Annotated in this window: 17 protein-coding genes; 15 read left to right on the top strand and 2 right to left on the bottom strand. The window is 59.6% G+C overall.

Annotated elements, in window-relative coordinates; all coding sequences use genetic code 11:
• Positions 1–27: 27 nt before the first annotated feature.
• On the bottom strand, positions 28–888 hold the full coding sequence (locus tag ACLD1Y_RS21000) for a DMT family transporter (RefSeq protein ID WP_429479720.1): 861 nt from the start codon (positions 886–888) through the stop codon (positions 28–30).
• 578 nt (positions 889–1,466) lie between these two features.
• Here ACLD1Y_RS21000 and wecB point away from each other — a divergent pair.
• The 7 genes from wecB to ACLD1Y_RS20965 all read left to right on the top strand — a co-directional run bounded on the left by wecB (position 1,467) and on the right by ACLD1Y_RS20965 (position 12,318).
• Positions 1,467–2,618 carry a non-hydrolyzing UDP-N-acetylglucosamine 2-epimerase gene (gene wecB, locus ACLD1Y_RS20995; RefSeq protein ID WP_429479757.1) on the top strand — a complete coding sequence of 384 codons (1,152 nt, stop codon included), beginning with the start codon at positions 1,467–1,469 and terminating at the stop codon, positions 2,616–2,618.
• Positions 2,615–3,886 (top strand): UDP-N-acetyl-D-mannosamine dehydrogenase, encoded by a 1,272-nt coding sequence (gene wecC / locus ACLD1Y_RS20990; protein ID WP_429479719.1) that lies wholly within the window; start codon positions 2,615–2,617, stop codon positions 3,884–3,886. Before wecB ends, wecC begins: the two co-directional genes overlap by 4 nt.
• A complete protein-coding gene (locus tag ACLD1Y_RS20985; RefSeq protein ID WP_429479718.1) occupies positions 3,873–7,430 on the top strand; it encodes a glycosyltransferase in 3,558 nt (1,185 codons plus the stop codon). Before wecC ends, ACLD1Y_RS20985 begins: the two co-directional genes overlap by 14 nt.
• A gap of 74 nt (positions 7,431–7,504) precedes the next feature.
• Positions 7,505–8,248 carry a hypothetical protein gene (locus ACLD1Y_RS20980; RefSeq protein ID WP_429479717.1) on the top strand — a complete coding sequence of 248 codons (744 nt, stop codon included), beginning with the start codon at positions 7,505–7,507 and terminating at the stop codon, positions 8,246–8,248.
• A gap of 28 nt (positions 8,249–8,276) precedes the next feature.
• Positions 8,277–9,476, top strand: a complete 1,200-nt coding sequence (locus tag ACLD1Y_RS20975; protein WP_429479716.1) for a glycosyltransferase — start codon at positions 8,277–8,279, stop codon at positions 9,474–9,476.
• Complete coding sequence (locus ACLD1Y_RS20970; protein WP_429479715.1) at positions 9,473–10,651, top strand: glycosyltransferase family 4 protein; 1,179 nt, start codon at positions 9,473–9,475, stop codon at positions 10,649–10,651. The genes ACLD1Y_RS20975 and ACLD1Y_RS20970 overlap by 4 nt, the downstream gene beginning before the upstream one ends.
• A gap of 101 nt (positions 10,652–10,752) precedes the next feature.
• The gene (locus ACLD1Y_RS20965) at positions 10,753–12,318 is read left to right on the top strand and encodes a methyl-accepting chemotaxis protein (protein WP_429479714.1); all 1,566 of its coding nucleotides are present in this window, start codon (positions 10,753–10,755) and stop codon (positions 12,316–12,318) included.
• Between the two features lie 119 nt (positions 12,319–12,437).
• Here the strand turns inward: ACLD1Y_RS20965 and ACLD1Y_RS20960 are convergent, their stop codons facing one another.
• Positions 12,438–13,133, bottom strand: coding sequence for an alpha/beta family hydrolase (locus tag ACLD1Y_RS20960; protein WP_429479713.1), 696 nt, complete (start codon positions 13,131–13,133; stop codon positions 12,438–12,440).
• A gap of 79 nt (positions 13,134–13,212) precedes the next feature.
• Between ACLD1Y_RS20960 and ccoN (ACLD1Y_RS20955) the strand changes: the two genes are divergently transcribed.
• From ccoN (ACLD1Y_RS20955) to ccoO (ACLD1Y_RS20920), 8 genes are all read left to right on the top strand, one after another.
• Positions 13,213–14,637 carry a cytochrome-c oxidase, cbb3-type subunit I gene (gene ccoN / locus ACLD1Y_RS20955; protein WP_135288588.1) on the top strand — a complete coding sequence of 475 codons (1,425 nt, stop codon included), beginning with the start codon at positions 13,213–13,215 and terminating at the stop codon, positions 14,635–14,637.
• 10 nt (positions 14,638–14,647) lie between these two features.
• Positions 14,648–15,256 (top strand): cytochrome-c oxidase, cbb3-type subunit II, encoded by a 609-nt coding sequence (gene ccoO, locus ACLD1Y_RS20950; RefSeq protein ID WP_105694762.1) that lies wholly within the window; start codon positions 14,648–14,650, stop codon positions 15,254–15,256.
• A gap of 3 nt (positions 15,257–15,259) precedes the next feature.
• Positions 15,260–15,460 (top strand): cbb3-type cytochrome oxidase subunit 3, encoded by a 201-nt coding sequence (locus ACLD1Y_RS20945; protein WP_122485771.1) that lies wholly within the window; start codon positions 15,260–15,262, stop codon positions 15,458–15,460.
• Entirely contained in the window at positions 15,457–16,389 is a 933-nt protein-coding gene (gene ccoP / locus ACLD1Y_RS20940) for a cytochrome-c oxidase, cbb3-type subunit III (RefSeq protein WP_429479711.1), read from the top strand. The genes ACLD1Y_RS20945 and ccoP overlap by 4 nt, the downstream gene beginning before the upstream one ends.
• 127 nt (positions 16,390–16,516) lie before the next feature.
• Positions 16,517–16,771: a type II toxin-antitoxin system Phd/YefM family antitoxin gene (locus tag ACLD1Y_RS20935; protein ID WP_429479710.1), complete on the top strand. Its 255-nt coding sequence runs from the start codon at positions 16,517–16,519 to the stop codon at positions 16,769–16,771.
• Entirely contained in the window at positions 16,771–17,181 is a 411-nt protein-coding gene (locus tag ACLD1Y_RS20930; protein WP_429479709.1) for a type II toxin-antitoxin system VapC family toxin, read from the top strand. The genes ACLD1Y_RS20935 and ACLD1Y_RS20930 overlap by 1 nt, the downstream gene beginning before the upstream one ends.
• 350 nt (positions 17,182–17,531) lie before the next feature.
• Positions 17,532–18,974 (top strand): cytochrome-c oxidase, cbb3-type subunit I, encoded by a 1,443-nt coding sequence (gene ccoN / locus ACLD1Y_RS20925; RefSeq protein ID WP_429479708.1) that lies wholly within the window; start codon positions 17,532–17,534, stop codon positions 18,972–18,974.
• The gene (gene ccoO, locus ACLD1Y_RS20920) at positions 18,974–19,582 is read left to right on the top strand and encodes a cytochrome-c oxidase, cbb3-type subunit II (protein ID WP_025854274.1); all 609 of its coding nucleotides are present in this window, start codon (positions 18,974–18,976) and stop codon (positions 19,580–19,582) included. The genes ccoN (ACLD1Y_RS20925) and ccoO (ACLD1Y_RS20920) overlap by 1 nt, the downstream gene beginning before the upstream one ends.

Genomic DNA, 19,582 nt, shown 5'->3' with positions numbered 1-19,582 from the left:
AAGCCCGCCCACAGCCACAGTCGAGCGTTAGGCTTTACGGAACACGAAAGCCAACCCAATGATGATCAACCCCATCCCCAGCAAGCTCAGCATCGCCAGTTTGTTGCCGAAGATCAGGTAGTCCATCACCGCTGTCACCGCTGGCACCAGGTAGAACAGGCTGGTGACATTCACCAGGTTGCCCCGGGCGATCAGGCGGTACAGCAACAACGTCGCCAGCACCGAAACCACTAGCCCCATCCACAGCACCGGCAAGTAAAAGCCCCTGCCGTGCTCAACGTGGAACGGCTGGAACGGCACAAACACCGCACACAACAACAGCCCGGCCAAGTACTGCACCGGCAGCGTACCCAACGGGTTGTCGGTGATGCGTTTCTGCATGATCGAACCGAAGGTCATGCTCGCCAGCGCCAGCAGCCCAAACAGCATCCCGGCCAGGGACATGCCGGACACCCCAATGCCCTGGTACACCACCATGATCAGCCCCGCCAAGCCCAGGCCCAGGCCGAACAGCCGGCTGAACGAGCGTTGGCGCTCCATCAGCACCACGGTCAGGATCGGCTGCACGCCCATGATGGTCGCCATCATGCCGGGGGTAACCTTGAGGTCCAGGGCCAGCAGATAAAAAATCTGGTAGGCCCCCAACAACACCAGCCCGGTCGCCGCCGCGTACAGCATCGGCTTGCCGGGGCGCGGCAGTTTCAGTTTGAGGATCGGTACCAGCACAACCAGGCCCGCCAGGGCGATGGCGAAGCGGATCAACAGGAATGCAAAAGGTGAGGCGTGGGCCAGGCCCCATTTGGAGAAGATCGCCCCGCTGCTCCACAGCAATACAAACAGGCTCGTCGAGGCCGCCGCGGCCACGGATTGTTTCGAAAGAACAGACATGGATACCACCTGTCATCAGGCAAAAAAGCCGATTCAGCAAACGCTGAAACTCAGTAGGTTTTTTTCCGGCGGGCAAACGGGAACAGCAATCAGCTGATCAGCCCGAAATGCCAACACCCGGCGGTGATACGACTGCGTACACCGGCGTGCTACGGACAGGTGGGGGGTAGTGACTGATCTGCGCAGGCTGCTTGTCCCCGCACGGCACGACCGCAGCGTTGACCGCTGAATCGACTACCGCTATGCGCTGGAAAGCTGGCATGGGCTGATCTTGTGTGAAGGGATGAAGAGGCGAGGACTATAACCAGCCGCAGATACGTTTTGCAATCACTTCACCAACGGCATGTACGTGGATGCTGGCCGGCTGACCCTACTCGCCTTTACATAACCTTCCCTACCTATCCGAACGGTCAGTAGCCGACCGTTCTCCCCTTGGGCAGAATTGCCCACGCCCCTTCTTACCTGAACCAGCGCTATAACGCGGTGCCGCTGCCTTTACGGGCATGGCCCTGCGTTTAAGGCAACTGTGCACCCGCGTTTCAGGTGTCGGCTTCTTCCTCATAATCAAGAAACCCTTTATGCCTATCAAAACGCTGTCCGTTTTCGGCACCCGGCCTGAAGCTATCAAAATGGCGCCGATGGTTATCCATCTAGCGAACGACGACCGCTTTCTTTCGAAAGTCTGCGTCACGGCACAGCACCGGGAGATGCTGGACCAAGTCCTTGAATTGTTTGCGCTGGTCCCCGACTACGACCTGAACATCATGAAGGCCGGTCAAAGCCTCACGGATGTGACGACAGCGATTATTCAGGGGCTGCAAAGCGTGCTGGAAGACTTCAAGCCGGATGTGATCCTTGTGCATGGCGATACAGCGACCACTTTTGCCACCAGCCTGGCCGCGTACTACCAGCAAATACCCATTGCCCATATCGAGGCAGGACTGCGTAGCAACAACCTCTATTCGCCTTGGCCCGAGGAAGGCAATCGGCGCCTGACAGGTAGCCTCGCGTCAGTCCATTTTGCGCCCACGCAAACCGCCCGACAGAACCTGCTCAATGAAGGCATCGCCGACGCCTGTATTCATGTGACGGGAAACACCGTGATTGATGCGTTACTGAGCGTTGTCGAGAAACTGTCGAGCTCGCCATCAGCATTGCGCGCCCAACTGGACCGGCAGTTTGCGTTCCTGCCTCAGGGGCAGCGGATTGTATTGGTGACCGGCCATCGCCGAGAGAACTTTGGCGACGGGTTTGAGCGTATTTGCCAGGCACTGGCCGAGATCGCCGCGTGTTTTCCAACGGTAGCCTTTGTTTATCCCGTGCACCTGAACCCCAACGTCCAAGAACCTGTGCAGCGCCTATTGGCGGGTATCAAGAATGTGCACTTGATCGAGCCGCAGGATTACTTGCCGTTTGTTTACTTGATGACCCGTTCCTATTTGATCCTCACCGACTCGGGCGGCATCCAGGAGGAAGCGCCCTCGCTGGGCAAGCCCGTACTGGTGATGCGCGACACCACCGAGCGCCCCGAAGCCATTGATGCCGGAACAGTCAAGTTGATTGGCACAGAGGTCGCCTCGATCACCCATCACCTCAGGGAACTGCTGGGCAATGACACCGCCTACCGCACCATGAGCAATACCCATAGCCCCTATGGCGACGGCAATACCTGTAGGCGCATCCGCGAAATACTGGCGGCGATCTGGCAGAAAAACGAGGCGGCAGCATGAGTCTTTCGAGGTTATGCGTGGTAGGCCTTGGGTACATTGGCCTGCCGACAGCGGCAACGTTCGCCTCGCGTGGAAGGCAAGTGATCGGCGTTGATATCAACCCAAACGTGGTGGCCATGATCAACCGCGGCCAGGTGCATATCGTCGAGCCGCAGCTTGAGCAACGGGTTCATTGCGTCGTCAGCCGAGGTTTTCTGCGTGCGACAACCGTGCCTGAACCGGCCGACGCATTCTTGATTGCCGTGCCCACGCCATTGATGGAAAACCGTGAGCCCGACCTGAGCTGTATCGAAGCGGCCTGCCGGGCCATTGCGCCGGTGTTGAAAAAAACTGACCTGGTGGTTCTGGAGTCGACGTCTCCGGTCGGTACCACCGAATTGATGGCCCAGTGGATGGCCCACGCGCGCCCGGACCTGACCTTTCCAGCGACTCATGGGGGCAGCAGTGACATCCGTATCGCCCACTGCCCTGAGCGTGTATTGCCCGGTCATGTGCTGCGTGAGCTGATCACCAATGATCGAATCATCGGTGGAATGACCCCTGCCTGCTCCGCTGCCGCCGTGCAGTTGTACCAGCAGTTTGTCGAAGGCGAATGCATCGTCACCGACACACGCACCGCAGAGATGTGCAAGCTGGCTGAAAACAGTTTTCGCGACGTCAATATTGCCTTCGCCAATGAGCTGTCGATGATCTGCGCAGAGTTGAACATCAATCCCTGGGAACTGATCCGCCTGGCCAACCATCATCCACGCGTGAACATCCTGCAGCCGGGGCCTGGCGTTGGCGGGCACTGTATTGCGGTTGACCCCTGGTTCATCGTCAGTAAAACCCCGGACTGGGCACACTTGATTCGTACCGCTCGCGAGGTCAATGACCGCAAGTCGCAATGGGTGATCGAGCAAGTCAAGCTGGCGGTGGCCACGCTTCTGTTCAGGCAGCCAGGGCTGTGTGCGCACAACCTGCGTATTGCCTGTTATGGCTTGGCGTTCAAAGCCGACATCGATGATCTGCGTGAAAGCCCATCAGTCGCGATCGCCCGGCAGTTGGCTATCGACTTGAGGGTCACTCTGCTGCTGGTAGAGCCGAATATCGATGCCTTGCCTGCCGAGTTGCTTGGGCATTCATTGACCGATATCGCCTGCGCCCGCGACAGCGCGCACATCCACGTGTTGCTGGTGGGGCACCATCAGTTCAGGTCGATGCCCACGTTGCCTAACAACGCCGTGGTGATTGATGCCGCAGGGGTATTGGCCAATGAAGATCAATGACGACCAACCGCCTGCCGAATCCCAGCCCCCACAATTGGAGGTCCTCAAGGCACAGCTGCGCCAGGCACACGCCAAGTGCCACCAACTGGAAACCCGGTTGATCCAGACACGTACCAGCACCACCTACCAGTTGGGTTACCAGTTACGCCAGGGGGTCAGCTCCCTGCGTGGGCTTCTGTATTTGCCAGCGGCCTTGTTCAAGCTGTACCGCAAGGCCCGCGCACACCGAAAGGCTCGAACGCACCAAGACATGCCGCCGATTCCGGTCCCATTGCCGGATGTGATCAACCATCCGTCCACACCCTCGCCCCGCCCCTTGGCAGGGGCCGATTACGCGCGCAGCCACCTGATGATCAACGCCCAAAACCGGGCCAAACCTTTCAGGATTGCCTGCGTGTTGGATACCTTCAGCTATGAGGCTTACCGCTACGAAAGCGAGCTGTTGCAACTGAGCCCGGAACGGGCCGTGGCCGAACTGCAAGCCTTCCAACCCGACCTGCTCTTTGTCGAGTCCGCTTGGTGCGGCAAGGAAGACCGCTGGAAACACAAGATCGCGCAGAACTGCCAGGCGCTGCGAGACGCGTTGGCATGGTGCCGCACACACCAAGTGCCCACGGTGTTCTGGAACAAGGAAGACCCCGTGCACTTCGAGACATTCCTCAGCACCGCCCAGCAGTTCGACGTCGTATTCACCACGGACATCGACTGTATTCACCGCTACAAGAGCGCCCTGGCCCATGAGCGCGTCTATCTGTTGCCCTTCGCCTGCCAGCCTGCGGTACACAACCCGATTGAATTGTTTGAACGCAAGGATGCCCTCTGCTTCGCCGGCTCCTACTATGTGCGTTACCCCGAGCGCAGCCGTGATCTGGCGCACTTCGCCAGCAAACTGTCGGCCTGGCGACCGCTGGAGATCTATGACCGCAATTGGGGTAAACCGGAGGCTGACTACCAGTTTCCGGCAGCCTATCGAGGCTGCATCATCGGCACCCTGGGCGCGGCAAACATGGACATGGCCTACAAAGGCTACCGTTACGCAATCAACCTCAACTCGATCAAGCACTCGCAATCCATGTTTGCCCGCCGCACCTTTGAACTGCTGGGGTCCAACACGCTGACCATCAGCAACTTCTCCCGTGGCCTTCGCCTGCTGCTGGGCGACCTGGTGATTTGTACCGATCACGGCGAGGAGGTGCTACGCAGGCTCGACACGCCCTCGACGCACGCCAAGTGGCGGTTAGCCGGATTGCGCAAGGTGATGTTGGAACACACGTACGCGCACCGCTTGAGCTATGTGATGGGCAAGGCGACAGGCCATGTGCAGGACGTGCCGCTGCCGTCCATTTGCCTGCTCGCCGCTGCGGCCGATGACGCCCAACTGGCCGTTCTCACACAACACCTGCAACGGCAACGCTACCCCCACGTCAAATTGTATGTGGTGAAACACGACGTGGTAGGACGAGCGTCTGCCACCGTTGATGCACGCGTGAACCTGATCGACCGCAAACAGCTGGACGAACTGACGCTGAGCGAACTGGCCGATGGCGCGGCTTGGTTCGGCGCCCTGCTCGCCGAGGATTACTACGGGCCCCATTACCTGCTCGACCTCGCCTTGGCCACGCGTTACAGCCAGGCCTGGGTGATAGGCAAGCAGGCTCACTACGCCGCGGATGAGCAAGGCATCCACTTGAGAAACCCCGACCAGGCGTACCGCGGCGTCCCTGCAATGGCGGCGCGTCGCGCCCTCATCAAAACCTGTGCGCTCAACGATCAGCCTGCCCGTGACGTTGTGGAAAATCTTGCGGCCCTCACCTTCACACACCCTCAATCGCTGGCGGTTGACGCCTTCAACTATTGTGAAAATGCCACGCACAGTGATCAACAACAGGTCTGTGCCGTGGTGGACGACCTTGCCCTGTATACGGGTATCGACTGGCAACAACTACAGCGCAGCAGTGAAACTATCCCCGCCGTGAAAACACCTGTCACCAGCCCAAGGCTCAGCGGCGCGGCCCTGGCCGAGCTGTTTGGTCCGGTACGCAGCACGCACGTGCAGGCGCGAGTCGAGGGCGATAGCTGGCACATCAGCGCATCCCTTGCGGATGGAAAACATGAGTACTGCTACGCCCGACAAGAGTGGAGCGTCGATTCGCTGGAAAACCGCGCCACAATGAGGCTTGCGCTCGAAGCCACACCCGGCCTCCACCTGCAATTGGTGGTGCTGTTTCTGGATGCGCAAAAACAGCGCATCAGTCATGTCATGCAATTGGTCAATCGCAACCAGACCTGGGACGTTCCACCCGAGACGGCTTACCTGCGCCTTGGTCTGCGGGCCTACGGCAGCGGCCATACGATAATCAAGGCGCTGATCAAAGGACGCCGCGATACGCCGCCATCAAGGCTGTTCGCACAGGCTGAACACCTGTTGCTGAGTAACCATTACCCAGACTATGACGACCTGTACCGCAACGGCTTTATTCACTCCCGCGTAACGGCCTACCGTGAACAGGGACTGATGGTGGACGTGTTCCGCTTGAGGCCCGATCAACCACTCAGTTATCACGAGTTCGAAAATGTCGATGTGACCACCGGCCCCGATACCGCCCTGAGGAGCCTGCTCCGTTCAGGCAGCTATAAATCGGTGCTGGTGCACTTCCTCGACACACAGATGTGGGAGGTGCTACGCGCGCTCGCGCCTTCTGTCCAAGTGATTGTGTGGGTACACGGTGCCGAGATCCAACCCTGGTGGCGTCGCGCCTATAACTACGGCGACGCAGACCAGTTGCAGCTGGCCAAGCTCGACAGCGACCAGCGCCTGGGTTTCTGGCGCAGCTTGCTACAGCCCATGCCTGCCAACCTGCAGTTGGTGTTCGTGTCCCGTCAATTTGCCGACGAAGTCATGGAGGACCTGGGGTTTGAGCTGCCGCAAGGGCAATACCGGATCATCCACAACCCCATCGATACCGGTTTGTTTGCCTACGAGGAAAAAACCCTGGAGCAACGCAGGAAAATCCTGTCGATACGCCCCTATGTATCACGCACCTACGCCAATGACCTGAGCGTGAAAGCCATCCAACTGCTGGCCAAGACACCTTGGTTCAACGAGCTTGAGTTCCTGATGGTCGGCGATGGGCCTTTGTTTGAAGAGACCCTCGCCCCGCTGCGCCAGTACCGAAACGTAAAGATCGAAAGGCGCTATTTGAACCGCGCCGAGATCGCCAGGTTGCACAAAGACTACGGGGTATTCCTGTGCCCCAGCCGAATGGATACGCAGGGCGTCTCCCGCGATGAGGCAATGTCTTCGGGACTGGTGCCGGTGACCAGCCAGGTCGGGGCAATTCCTGAATTTGTCGATGACAGCAGCGGTTTCCTGTGTGCGGCCGAGAGTTTTACCGAACTTAGCGAGGCGATAGAAACGCTGTTCTTCAACCCAAGGCTGTTCCAGGAAAAATCCCTCAACGCCCGGCAGCGCGTACTCGCACAGCGCGACATGCAACGGGTAATCGCGTCGGAGCTGAGACTTATCCGAGAAACGGCCCTGTGACAAAACGCACAAAAGCCCTGCAAACATCCATCGCAGAGACACTCATCTGGTGCCTACACCTGGGCCATCACTTCATGAAGGTCACCCCCCGCGCCACACTGACAGCGCAGGCTGCGCACTTCTGTGCACAGGTGCTGCTGATCATGACCTTTTTCCTGCCGCTCAAGATTGTCATCCTGCTTGGCGCAAGTAAGGCCCCTGCTTACTTGCCGTCGTTGTTGCAGGGCCTGCAAAAAACCGTCCTGATCATCGGACTCGGCGTGCTGACGGTGCTGTTTTACGCGTTTTACATAGGTGCCGGGATGGTCGTGAACCGTTGCGCCAAAGCCGCTGCCCGCGCCCTGATAAAACCCAGCGAAAGCCCCACGCCCATCAACGCGCAAATGCCGTTGGCGACCCGGGTGTTTTCCAGGTTCACACGGGGCTTATCGGATGCTTCGTTTGCCCTGCTGGTCTTTACTGTCCTGCTCTGCATCTACCCCTCCTTGCTGGTTATCAGCCTGGTTTATTTCGCACTGGCAACTGCTGTACTCATCCGGTTGCACAACCGGTACGTGCGCATTCGCTCCATCCTGATCCGCCACCCCCTGGCGGTGTCCGACGCCTTCTACTCAACGGGTTTTCTCGCCACGTTCGCCTTCATGATCGTGGACTTCCTGTGCCTGAAACCGCCGCCCCTGTATGTCGCGCTGATCGCTCTGATTCTGCTGCGACAAAGCCTGAGCCGGTTGAAATCCATGAGCCAGGACATCCTTTTCCTAAGCAACCATGCCCAGAAAATAACGCTGATGTTCCCTGCCGCCCACCGTTGCGCCTGACGCTTCCCCCTCAACTGAAGGTATGACCGTGCCCCGTATCGCCATGATCGTCTGGAATGAATGTCGCAATGACGCCCGCGTGTTGAAACAGGCCCAGACGCTCCAGTCTGCCGGCTACCACGTCACCGTCTTCGCTCGGCACACGCCGGGTGTGACTTACCGCAATGAAGTGCTGCCGGAAGGTATCCGCATCGTGCGCAGCGGCCACGCCCCCCTGTGGCGATCATCAAGCCCGGCGATTGGCCCGGCTACTGGCAAACGGTCGGTACCCCTACGGCGCATCCTTTCACGGCTTTGGGCGCATGCCGGGATGTTGATGCGCATCGCGCTGCACCGTGCTGAAGTGGTGCATGCCCACGACGTCAACACGTTGGTCACCGCTTGGTTGGCAGCCCGTCTAAGCGGCGCCAAGCTGGTGTATGACGCCCATGAAATCAGCACCAGCCGCGAGGGTTATGATCGCTTTCGCCCTTGGGTGGCGCGCATTGAAAGCACGTTGATGCCCAAGGCCCAGGCGACAATAACCACCACGGACAGGCGGGCCGCTTTTTTTGCCAGGGCCTACGCCATTACACGCCCATTGGTGCTGCAAAATCGCCCTCGCTTGACGGTCCGCCCAAACACCCAGCGAATTCGCAACGAATTGGGCCTGCAACAACCCTGGCCCATCATCCTCTATCAAGGCGGGCTTCAGCAGGGGCGCGGCCTGGAGCGCCTGCTTCGGGTGTGTGCAACGCTACCCGAGGTTTATTGTGTGTTGATCGGGGGCGGCCGGCTAACCCAGCCGTTGAAACAATTGAGCGAGGCGCTTGGCTTAGCCGGGCGGGTGCACTTTATCCCGACCGTCGCGCTGGCAGACTTGCCCAGCTATACCGCATCGGCCGATATCGGGGTTCAACCGATCGAAAACACCTGCCTTAACCATTTCACGACCGACTCCAACAAACTCTTCGAATATGTCATTGCCGGACTGCCGGTGGTGGCAACGAACTTCCCGGAAATTCGCGCCGTTGTCCGGGCCCACGCTATCGGGCTGTTGGTTCCAGCCGACAGAGAGCTGCCACTGCACGATGCGCTGAAACAGTTGATCGATGACCCCTTGTTACGTCGAACCTTGGCTGCCAATTCGAGAAAAGCCGCTGAACATTTGAACTGGGAACAGCAGGAAACAAAGCTGGTAGAGCTGTATCAACGGTTGCTCGCAGGCCCCATGAGGGCGCGGCCATGACCACCCGCATTCTGTTGTTGAGTTACTACTTTCCACCTGACCTGTCGGCGTTCCGCGTCGAGGCGTTGGTCAATGCGCTGCTCACCCACGGCAAGGAGGTCGAGATCGACGTGGTAACCACCCGACCTAACCGCTACCCGTCCTACGAACCTGAGGGTGATCCCACCGATTATCCGCCGAATCTATCCCTTACACGTATCAAGCTTCCCCCCCGTGGGTTCGGCCTGCTGGGCCAGGTATGGGGGTTTGCCCACTACGCCTTGGGCGCGCGCAAGGCGGTGAAGGGTAAACACTATGATGTGATTGTCGCGACCTCCTCCCGGCTGATGACGGCGGCTTTAGGCGCATCAATCGCGCGTAAAAAGCAGTTGCCCCTCTACCTCGATATTCGCGACATTTTCGTCGATGTGCTGCCCGAAATGTTCCCCGGCAGCCTCGGAAAACTCCTCGCACAGCTGTTTCGGCGCGTGGAAACACTCACGCTCAAACACGCTACGCGCGTCAACCTGGTATCCCCTGGATTCTTGAGTTACTTCTCGGCACGGTACCCGCACCAGACGTTTTCAACCCACACCAACGGTGTCGATGACCTCTTCCTTCATGCCGAGTTCTACCCAGGCACGCCCCACGTACCGAACCAGCCACTGAATATCGTTTATGCAGGCAACATCGGTGTCGGCCAAGGCCTGGAGAAAATCCTGCCGCCGTTGGCTGACCGGCTGTTGGGCAAAGCCTGCTTTTATGTGATTGGCGATGGCAACTCGATGAGCCTATTGCGCGTGGCGTTAACAAAAAGGCAGGTAACAAACGTCGAACTGATTCCCCCGGTGCCACGCGAAAGGCTCATTCACTACTACCAGAAGGCCGATGTGCTATTCCTGCATCTCAATAGCTTCGAGGCATTTTTCAAAGTCATCCCTTCAAAACTGTTTGAATATGCCGCCACTGGAAAACCTATCCTGGCAGGGCTGGAGGGCTATTCGAAAGCGTTCACCCTCAATCACATAGGTAACGCTTGCGTGTTTACGCCCGCCAATCCTGATGCCGCCGTGGCCGCATTGGCCAAGTTGACGCTGAGCGCCACTGACCGAGGCGCGTTTATACACACGTACTCCCGTGCCTCTATCCAGCACCGTATGGCAACCGACATTCTCGACACCGGAAAACCCCGATAGAACAACACACTAGGTATTGGCCCTGGGATTGTTGCAAAAATAAGTTAAATAACCGCACGCGCTGGCCGATAACCCCTGAAAGCCTTGCGGATTGAACAACCATGCGTAATAACCAACCCGTTACCCAGCGCGAACGTACCTTCCCCGCTCAGCAACGGTTGATCTCCACCACAGATGCCAAGGGCGTGATCACCTACTGTAACGACGCATTTGTCGAGATCAGTGGGTTCACTCGCGAAGAACTGCTGCGCGCACCGCACAACCTGGTGCGTCACCCGGATGTGCCGGCGGCCGTGTTCGGGCATATGTGGTCCACGCTCAAACAAGGCTTGCCATGGATGGGCATTGTCAAGAATCGCTGCAAGACCGGTGATCATTACTGGGTTAACGCCTATGTAACGCCCGTCTTCGAAGGCAACCAGGTGGTCGGCTACGAATCGGTGCGCATCAAGCCCTCCGCCGAGCAGATCCGCCGTGCCGAAGCGCTTTACCAACGCATCAACCAGGGCAAGTCGGCCGTTCCCCAGCGCGACAAGTGGCTGCCAGTGTTGCAGGACTGGCTGCCGTTTATCCTGGTGAGCCAGTTGAGCTTTATGATCGGCGCGTCCCTCAACTCCCACTGGGGCTTTGCCCTGGCGGCGGGGTTGTCGGTGCCGTTGGGCTTGCTGGGCCTGAGCTGGCAACAGCGCGGCCTCAAGCGCCTGCTGCGTTTGGCCGAGCAGACCACCTCCGACCCGTTGATCGCGCAGATGTACACCGACAGCCGTGGCGCCCAGGCGCGATTGGAGATGTCGATCCTGAGCCAAGAGGCGCGTCTGAAAACGTGCCTTACACGCCTGCAGGACACTGCCGAGCACCTCAACGACCAGGCGGCGCAGTCCAACACCCTGGCGCACAACAGCTCCAGCGGCCTGGAACGCCAGCGCGTAGAAACCGAACAGGTGGCCACCGCGGTCAACCAGATGGCGGCGACGACCCAGGAAGTCGCCAGCCATGTGCAGCGCACGGCCGATGCGACCCAAGAGGCCAATCGCCTGACCGGTCGCGGCCGCGATATCGCAGGCGAAACCCGCGAGGCGATTCAGCGCCTGTCGGTGGCCGTTGGCGAGACCGGTGTGACCGTCACCCAACTGGCCAAGGACAGCGATGAAATCGGCGGCGTGGTCGATGTGATCAAAGGCATCGCCGACCAGACCAACCTGCTGGCGCTAAACGCCGCGATCGAAGCGGCCCGCGCCGGTGAGATGGGCCGTGGGTTTGCCGTGGTGGCCGACGAAGTGCGTCAACTGGCCCAGCGGACCGCTGAGTCCACCGGGCAGATCCACGCCCTGATCGCCAAGCTGCAACAGACTGCAGCCGCTGCCGTGCAAACCATGGACGCCGGGCATCGCCAGGCCGAAGAAGGTGTGGCGCGGGTAATGGAAGCGGACCAGGCGCTGGTTGGCATCAGCGAAGCGGTGGCGCATATCACTGACATGACCACGCAGATCGCAGCGGCAACCGAAGAGCAAAGCTCGGTGGCCGAAGAGATCAGCCGCAATATCAGCACCATTGCGTTGTTGGCGGACCAGACGTCGGAGCAGGCGTTGAATTCGGCGCAACTGAGTGAGGAGCTGACGCATACCGCCAATACCCAGTATTCGCTGGTGGAGCGGTTTAACCGGTAGACCACTGTGGCGAGGGAGCTTGCTCCCGCTGGACCGGGCTGGCGCTCCAGTGCGAAGCGCTCCCAAGATTTTGGGGCCGCTGCGCAGCCCAGCGGGAGCAAGCTCCCTCGCCACAGGTTTTACTCAGTGCTCATAAGAAACCCGGCTACCTTCACCGCCGCAGCCTCCAAATGCTGCTCATGACTAAACCCCGACGCCTTCAACGGCTTCAAATCATGATCCCCCGCCACCAGCCACATCACTTCGATGCTCGGCGACAACACATACCCCTCCACCGCCGCCCGATTGCCCAAGGCATCGCGCTCGCCCTGCACGATCAAGGTCCGCGTCTTCAACCCGGCCAGGTGCTCGACCCGTGGCTTTTCCGGCTTGCCCACCGCATAAAACGGATAACCCAGGCACACCAGCCCATCCGCGCCTAACTCATCAGCCAACAAACTGGCCATGCGCCCGCCCATGGACTTGCCACCCATCGCCAGTTTCCCAGCGACATGACGTCGCACCTCGGCATACACCTCACGCCAGGCATCAAGCAGTTTCGGCGCCGGATTCGGTGGGCGTTTGCCACCATCCACACGGCGCTGTGCCATGTAGGGAAACTCAAAGCGCAGCACGTTGACGCCGTGCCCGGCAAGGCGCGCAGCCATGTCGTTCATGAAGGCTGAGTCCATCGGTGCGCCAGCGCCGTGGGCCAGGATCAGCGTCACAGGTTCATGCCCTGCCACGCCCGTCGCGGCTTCCCACAACCACCCGTGTTCCCGCACACACTGCGCCCATTGATCCCCGTCAATACTGGCCTTGTGCTCTTTGCCCATGCTTGCCTCGCTATTTAGTCTGCCTATAACTCCAGCCCAAGTGCCGCACTTGCTTGGGTTGAACCGTGGATGGGGAACCATGAACACTACATTAAGTACCGCCTATAACTACAAGGTGGTCCGCCAATTCGCCATTATGACGGTGGTGTGGGGCATCGTCGGCATGGGGCTCGGGGTTTTTCTCGCCGCCCAATTGGTCTGGCCTGCTCTGAACTTTGACCTGCCGTGGACCAGCTTCGGCCGCCTGCGCCCGTTGCACACCAACGCGGTGATCTTCGCTTTCGGTGGCTGCGCGCTGTTTGCCAGCTCTTTCTATTCGGTGCAACGCACCTGCCAAACCCAGCTGTTTGCGCCGAAAATCGCCGCGTTCTGCTTCTGGGGCTGGCAGTTGGTCATCCTGTTGGCCGCGATTTCCTTGCCGCTGGGCTACACCAGCTCTAAGGAATACGCCGAGCTGGAATGGCCCATCGATATCCTCATCACCATTGTCTGGGTGGCCTACGCCATCGTGTTCTTCGGCACGGTGATGAAGCGCAACACCAAGCACATCTACGTCGGTAACTGGTTTTTCGGTGCGTTCATCATCACCGTGGCCATCCTGCATATCGTCAACAACCTGGAAATCCCGGTCAGCCTGACCAAGTCCTACTCCCTTTACGGCGGTGCGACGGATGCCATGGTGCAGTGGTGGTATGGGCACAACGCGGTAGGCTTTTTCCTCACTGCGGGCTTCCTCGGGATGATGTACTACTTCGTGCCCAAACAGGCCGAGCGTCCGGTGTATTCGTACCGCTTGTCCATCGTGCACTTCTGGGCGCTGATCACCCTGTACATCTGGGCAGGTCCCCACCACCTGCACTACACCGCGCTGCCGGACTGGGCACAGTCGCTGGGCATGGTGATGTCGCTGGTACTGCTGGCCCCGAGCTGGGGCGGCATGATCAACGGCATGATGACCCTCTCGGGTGCCTGGCATAAGTTGCGCAGCGACCCGATCCTGCGCTTCCTCGTGGTCTCCCTGGCGTTCTACGGCATGTCGACCTTCGAAGGCCCGATGATGGCGATCAAGACCGTCAACGCCCTCTCCCACTACACCGACTGGACCATCGGCCACGTACACGCAGGTGCCCTGGGTTGGGTGGCGATGATCTCCATCGGCGCGCTGTACCACATGATCCCGAAAATCTTCGGTCGCGAGCAGATGTACAGCCTCGGCCTGATCAACGCGCACTTCTGGCTGGCCACCATCGGCACCGTGCTCTACATCGCCTCGATGTGGGTCAACGGCATCGCCCAAGGCCTGATGTGGCGTGCGGTCAACGAAGACGGCACCTTGACCTACTCCTTCGTCGAAACCCTGGTGGCCAGCCACCCAGGCTTCATCGTGCGGCTGGTGGGCGGTGCGGTGTTCCTCAGCGGCATGTTCCTGATGGCTTACAACACCTGGCGCACCGTGCGTTCGGCGCAGCCTGTCGAAGCTGCCACCACTGCGCAGTTGGCCTGAGGAGTCTGTGATGAAACACGAAACGATTGAAAAGAACGTCGGCCTGCTGATGCTGCTGATGGTGCTGGCCGTGAGTATTGGTGGCCTGACCCAGATCGTCCCGCTGTTCTTCCAGGACGTCACCAACAAGCCGGTGGAAGGCATGAAGCCCTACACCGCGCTGCAACTGGAAGGCCGCGACATCTACATCCGCGAAGGCTGCGTGCAGTGCCACTCGCAGATGATCCGCCCGTTCCGCGCCGAGACCGAACGCTACGGCCACTACTCGGTCGCCGGCGAAAGCGTGTGGGACCACCCGTTCCTGTGGGGTTCCAAGCGCACCGGGCCGGACCTGGCGCGCGTCGGCGCACGCTACTCGGACGACTGGCACCGCGCGCATTTGTACAACCCGCGCAACGTGGTGCCCGAGTCGAAAATGCCAGCCTACCCATGGTTGGTCACGGCCCAGGTCGACAGCAGCCACACCGAGAAAAAGCTGCAAGTGATGCGCACCCTCGGCGTGCCGTACACCGACGACGACATCAGCGGTGCAGTGGCCAGCCTCAAGGGCAAGACCGAGATGGACGCGCTGGTTGCGTACCTGCAAGTGCTCGGCACTGCCATCAAGAGCAAGAGGTGAGCCATGGGATTTGAATTCGATGCGGGCACCATCCGCGGCCTTGGCACGCTGGTGGTGGCCATCGCCTTTATCGGCCTGTCGCTGTGGGTGTTCAACAACCGGCGCAACGCGGAATTCGAGCAGGCGCGCCTGCTGCCGTTCGCCGATGAACCTCTCCCATCCGACGCTCAAGAAGAGCCTGCAACAAGGAGCAATCGGCCATGACCCTATTTTGGAGTACATGGATCTGCGTACTGACCCTGGGCAGCCTGATCGGCCTGACCTGGCTGTTGATCGGCACCCGCAAGGGCGAAACCAAGGGCAGCGTGGACCAAACCATGGGCCACGCCTTCGACGGGATCGAGGAATACGACAACCCGCTGCCCCAGTGGTGGTTCATGCTGTTCGCCGGCACCTTGGTGTTTGCGGTCGGCTACCTGATCCTCTACCCGGGCCTGGGCAACTGGAAAGGCGTGCTGCCGGGTTATGAAGACGGCTGGACCTCGGCCAAGGAATGGGACAAGGAAATGGCCAAGGCCGACACCAAGTTCGGGCCGATCTTCGCCAAATTCTCGGCCATGCCGGTAGAAGAAGTCGCTAAAGACCCGCAAGCGCTGAAAATGGGCGGCCGGTTGTTTGCGTCCAACTGCGCGGTGTGCCACGGCTCGGATGCCAAGGGCGCGTTCGGCTTCCCCAACCTGGCGGACAACATCTGGCGTTGGGGCGGTTCGGCCGAAGCGATCAAGACCACCATCATGAACGGCCGCCACGCGGCGATGCCGGCCTGGGGTGACATGCTGGGCGATGAAGGGGTGAAAAACGTTGCCGCCTATGTGCGTCATGAACTGGCCAAGCTGCCTTTGCCAGCCGATAGCACTGCCGATCTGGCCAAGGGCCAAGCCGCGTTCAGCACCACCTGCGTGGCCTGCCACGGTCCAGAGGGCCACGGCATGGAAATCATGGGCGCCCCGGACCTGACCAAGCCTGCCGGTTACATCTACGGTTCGAGCCTGGCGCAGTTGCAGCAGACCATCCGTCACGGCCGCCAGGGCCAGATGCCGGCGCAGGAAGTGCTGCAAGGGAATGACAAGGTGCACTTGTTGGCGGCGTATGTGTATAGCTTGTCCCATGGGGAAACCAAGACTGAGCAATAGTCAGCATGGTTAACCCAAAGCCCTGCCCGGTAACACTGGCGGGGCTTTTTTATGGGCACGACCTTGCTAGCCACGGCAGCAAAGTAGTAACGTTTCTACATTCATTCTCAATCGGGGGAGTCACCCCATGACGATCACCACGATTTCCAGTCGCGAATTCAATCACGACACAAGCGGTGCCAAAAAAGCCACCCGCCAAGGGCCGGTTTTCATCACTGATCGCGGCAAACCCGCCCACGTGCTGCTAAGCATTGAGGACTACCAGAAATTGACCGGCCTGAACGCCGATATCGTCGACCTGCTGGTAATGCCGCAAGCCGCTGATATCGAATTCGAAACCGAACGCGGCGTGATCACTCCTCGCCCCGTGGACCTCTCTTGATGTTTCTACTCGACACCAACGTTATTTCTGAACTGCGCAAACCCCAGGCAGACGCGAATGTCGTTTCTTGGGCCAAAAGCATCGTCGCCTCACGTATGTTTATCTCGGCGATAACGCTCAAGGAGTTGGAGACCGGGGTATTACGCATGGAGCGCCGTGATCCGGCGCAAGGGAAGATCTTGCGCACCTGGCTCAAGCGACACGTGATGCCTGCATTTGATGCCCGAATCCTGCCAGTGGATGCTGCCGTTGCATTGCGTTGCGCCCACCTGCATGTGCCTGATCAGGCTAACGAAAGTGACGCCCTGATCGCAGCGACTGCGCTGGTACACGGGCTTACGGTTGTCACGCGTAACGTCAATGACTTCAAGTCGAGTGGCGTTGCATTGATCAACCCTTGGGATGAATGACCGGTCCTGCTGACAAAAAGACCCCGACTGCTGCTGACAAAGACCCTGCGACCCTTTGTCACCCCCCTCCAAAGCACAACTTTCCCCCCCTGCCATTCGGGTCTACGCTTGCTCCACAGCGGGCCGGTTTTGGCGTGCGCAACGGCATTCGTTGCACCCCTGAAAATTTCCTGTCCACTTGATCAGCTTTCGATTTTGGATTTTGTCCTTACACCAAACAGGGAAAGGGCGCAGAATCTGGCGTGGAACGCCTTGACGCAGGTCAGCGTTGCGTTGCATTGGCCTCTCGCTTTCTACATACTTGCGGCCGATTTCTACCTATAAAAATACCTAAACCGTGGAACCTTAGAATGAGCACAGCAATCAGTCCGACTGCTTATAACTATAAGGTAGTCCGCCAGTTCGCCATCATGACGGTGGTCTGGGGGATCCTTGGCATGGGGCTCGGGGTGTTCATCGCCTCGCAACTGGTCTGGCCGGAATTGAACTTCGGCTTGCCCTGGACGACCTTCGGTCGCCTGCGCCCGCTGCACACCAACCTGGTGATCTTCGCCTTCGGTGGTTGTGCATTGTTTGCCACCTCCTACTATGTCGTGCAGCGAACCTGCCAGACGCGACTGATCTCCGACGGCCTCGCCGCCTTTACTTTCTGGGGTTGGCAAGCGGTCATCGTGAGCGCCATCGTCACCCTGCCCCTGGGCTACACCACCACCAAGGAATACGCCGAGCTGGAATGGCCCATCGCCATTTTGCTCGCCATTGTGTGGGTGACCTATGCCGTGGTGTTCTTCGGCACCATCGTCAAGCGCAAGACCAAGCACATCTACGTGGGCAACTGGTTCTATGGCGCGTTCATCCTGGTCACGGCGATGCTGCACATCGTCAACCATGCCTCGCTGCCGGTGAACCTGTTCAAGTCCTACTCGGTCTACGCCGGGGCGACGGATGCAATGATCCAGTGGTGGTACGGCCACAACGCGGTGGGTTTTTTCCTGACCACCGGCTTTCTGGGGATGATGTACTACTTCGTGCCTAAACAGGCCGAACGTCCTATTTACTCGTACCGTTTGTCCATCGTGCACTTCTGGGCGCTGATCACCCTGTACATCTGGGCCGGCCCGCACCACTTGCACTACACCGCGCTGCCGGATTGGGCGCAGTCGCTGGGCATGGCCATGTCGATCATCCTGCTGGCCCCGAGCTGGGGCGGCATGATCAACGGCATGATGACCCTGTCGGGCGCCTGGCATAAATTGCGCACCGACCCGATCCTGCGGTTCCTGGTGGTATCGCTGGCGTTCTACGGCATGTCGACCTTTGAAGGGCCGATGATGGCGATCAAGACCGTCAACTCGCTGTCCCACTACACCGACTGGACCATCGGCCACGTACACGCCGGGGCGTTGGGTTGGGTGGCGATGATCTCCATCGGCGCGCTGTACCACATGATCCCCAAACTGTTCGGCCGCCCACAGATGCACAGCGTCGGCCTGATCAACGCGCACTTCTGGCTGGCCACCATCGGCACCGTGCTCTACATCGCCTCGATGTGGGTCAACGGCATCACCCAAGGCCTGATGTGGCGTGCGATCAACGATGACGGCACCCTCACCTACTCCTTCGTCGAAGCGCTGCAAGCCAGCCACCCGGGTTACATCGTGCGCGCCCTGGGCGGTGCATTCTTTGCCTCCGGTATGTTCCTGATGGCTTACAACGTCTGGCGCACCGTGCGTGCCGCCGACCCTGTGGAAGCCGAAGCCGCCGCCAAGATCGCCGTTGTGGGAGCCCACTGATGAAGCATGAAGTAGTCGAGAAGAATATCGGCCTGCTGGCCTTCTTCATGGTCATCGCCGTGAGCATCGGTGGCCTGACCCAGATCGTCCCGCTGTTCTTCCAGGACGTGACCAACAAGCCGGTGGAAGGCATGAAGCCGCGCACCGCCCTTGAACTTGAAGGCCGCGACGTCTACATCGCCAACGGTTGCGTGGGCTGCCACTCGCAGATGATCCGCCCGTTCCGCGCCGAAACCGAACGCTACGGCCACTATTCGGTCGCCGGCGAAAGCGTGTGGGACCACCCGTTCCTGTGGGGTTCCAAACGTACCGGCCCGGACCTGGCCCGTGTCGGCGGGCGTTACTCCGATGACTGGCAGCGCGCGCACTTGTACAACCCGCGCAACGTGGTGCCTGAGTCGAAAATGCCGGCGTACCCGTTCCTCGTGGAAAACAAGCTCGACGGCAAGGACACCGCGAAAAAAATGGAAGTCTTGCGCACCCTGGGCGTGCCCTACACCGACGAAGACATCGCCGGTGCAGCCGCCGCCGTGAAGGGCAAGACCGAAATGGACGCATTGGTGGCCTACCTGCAAGGCCTTGGCACCCTCATCAAAAGCAAACGGTGA

It is taken from the genome of Pseudomonas sp. 18175 (assembly GCF_050432925.1).
Lineage (GTDB): Bacteria > Pseudomonadota > Gammaproteobacteria > Pseudomonadales > Pseudomonadaceae > Aquipseudomonas.
This window is presented reverse-complemented; position numbering and strand designations above follow the sequence as displayed.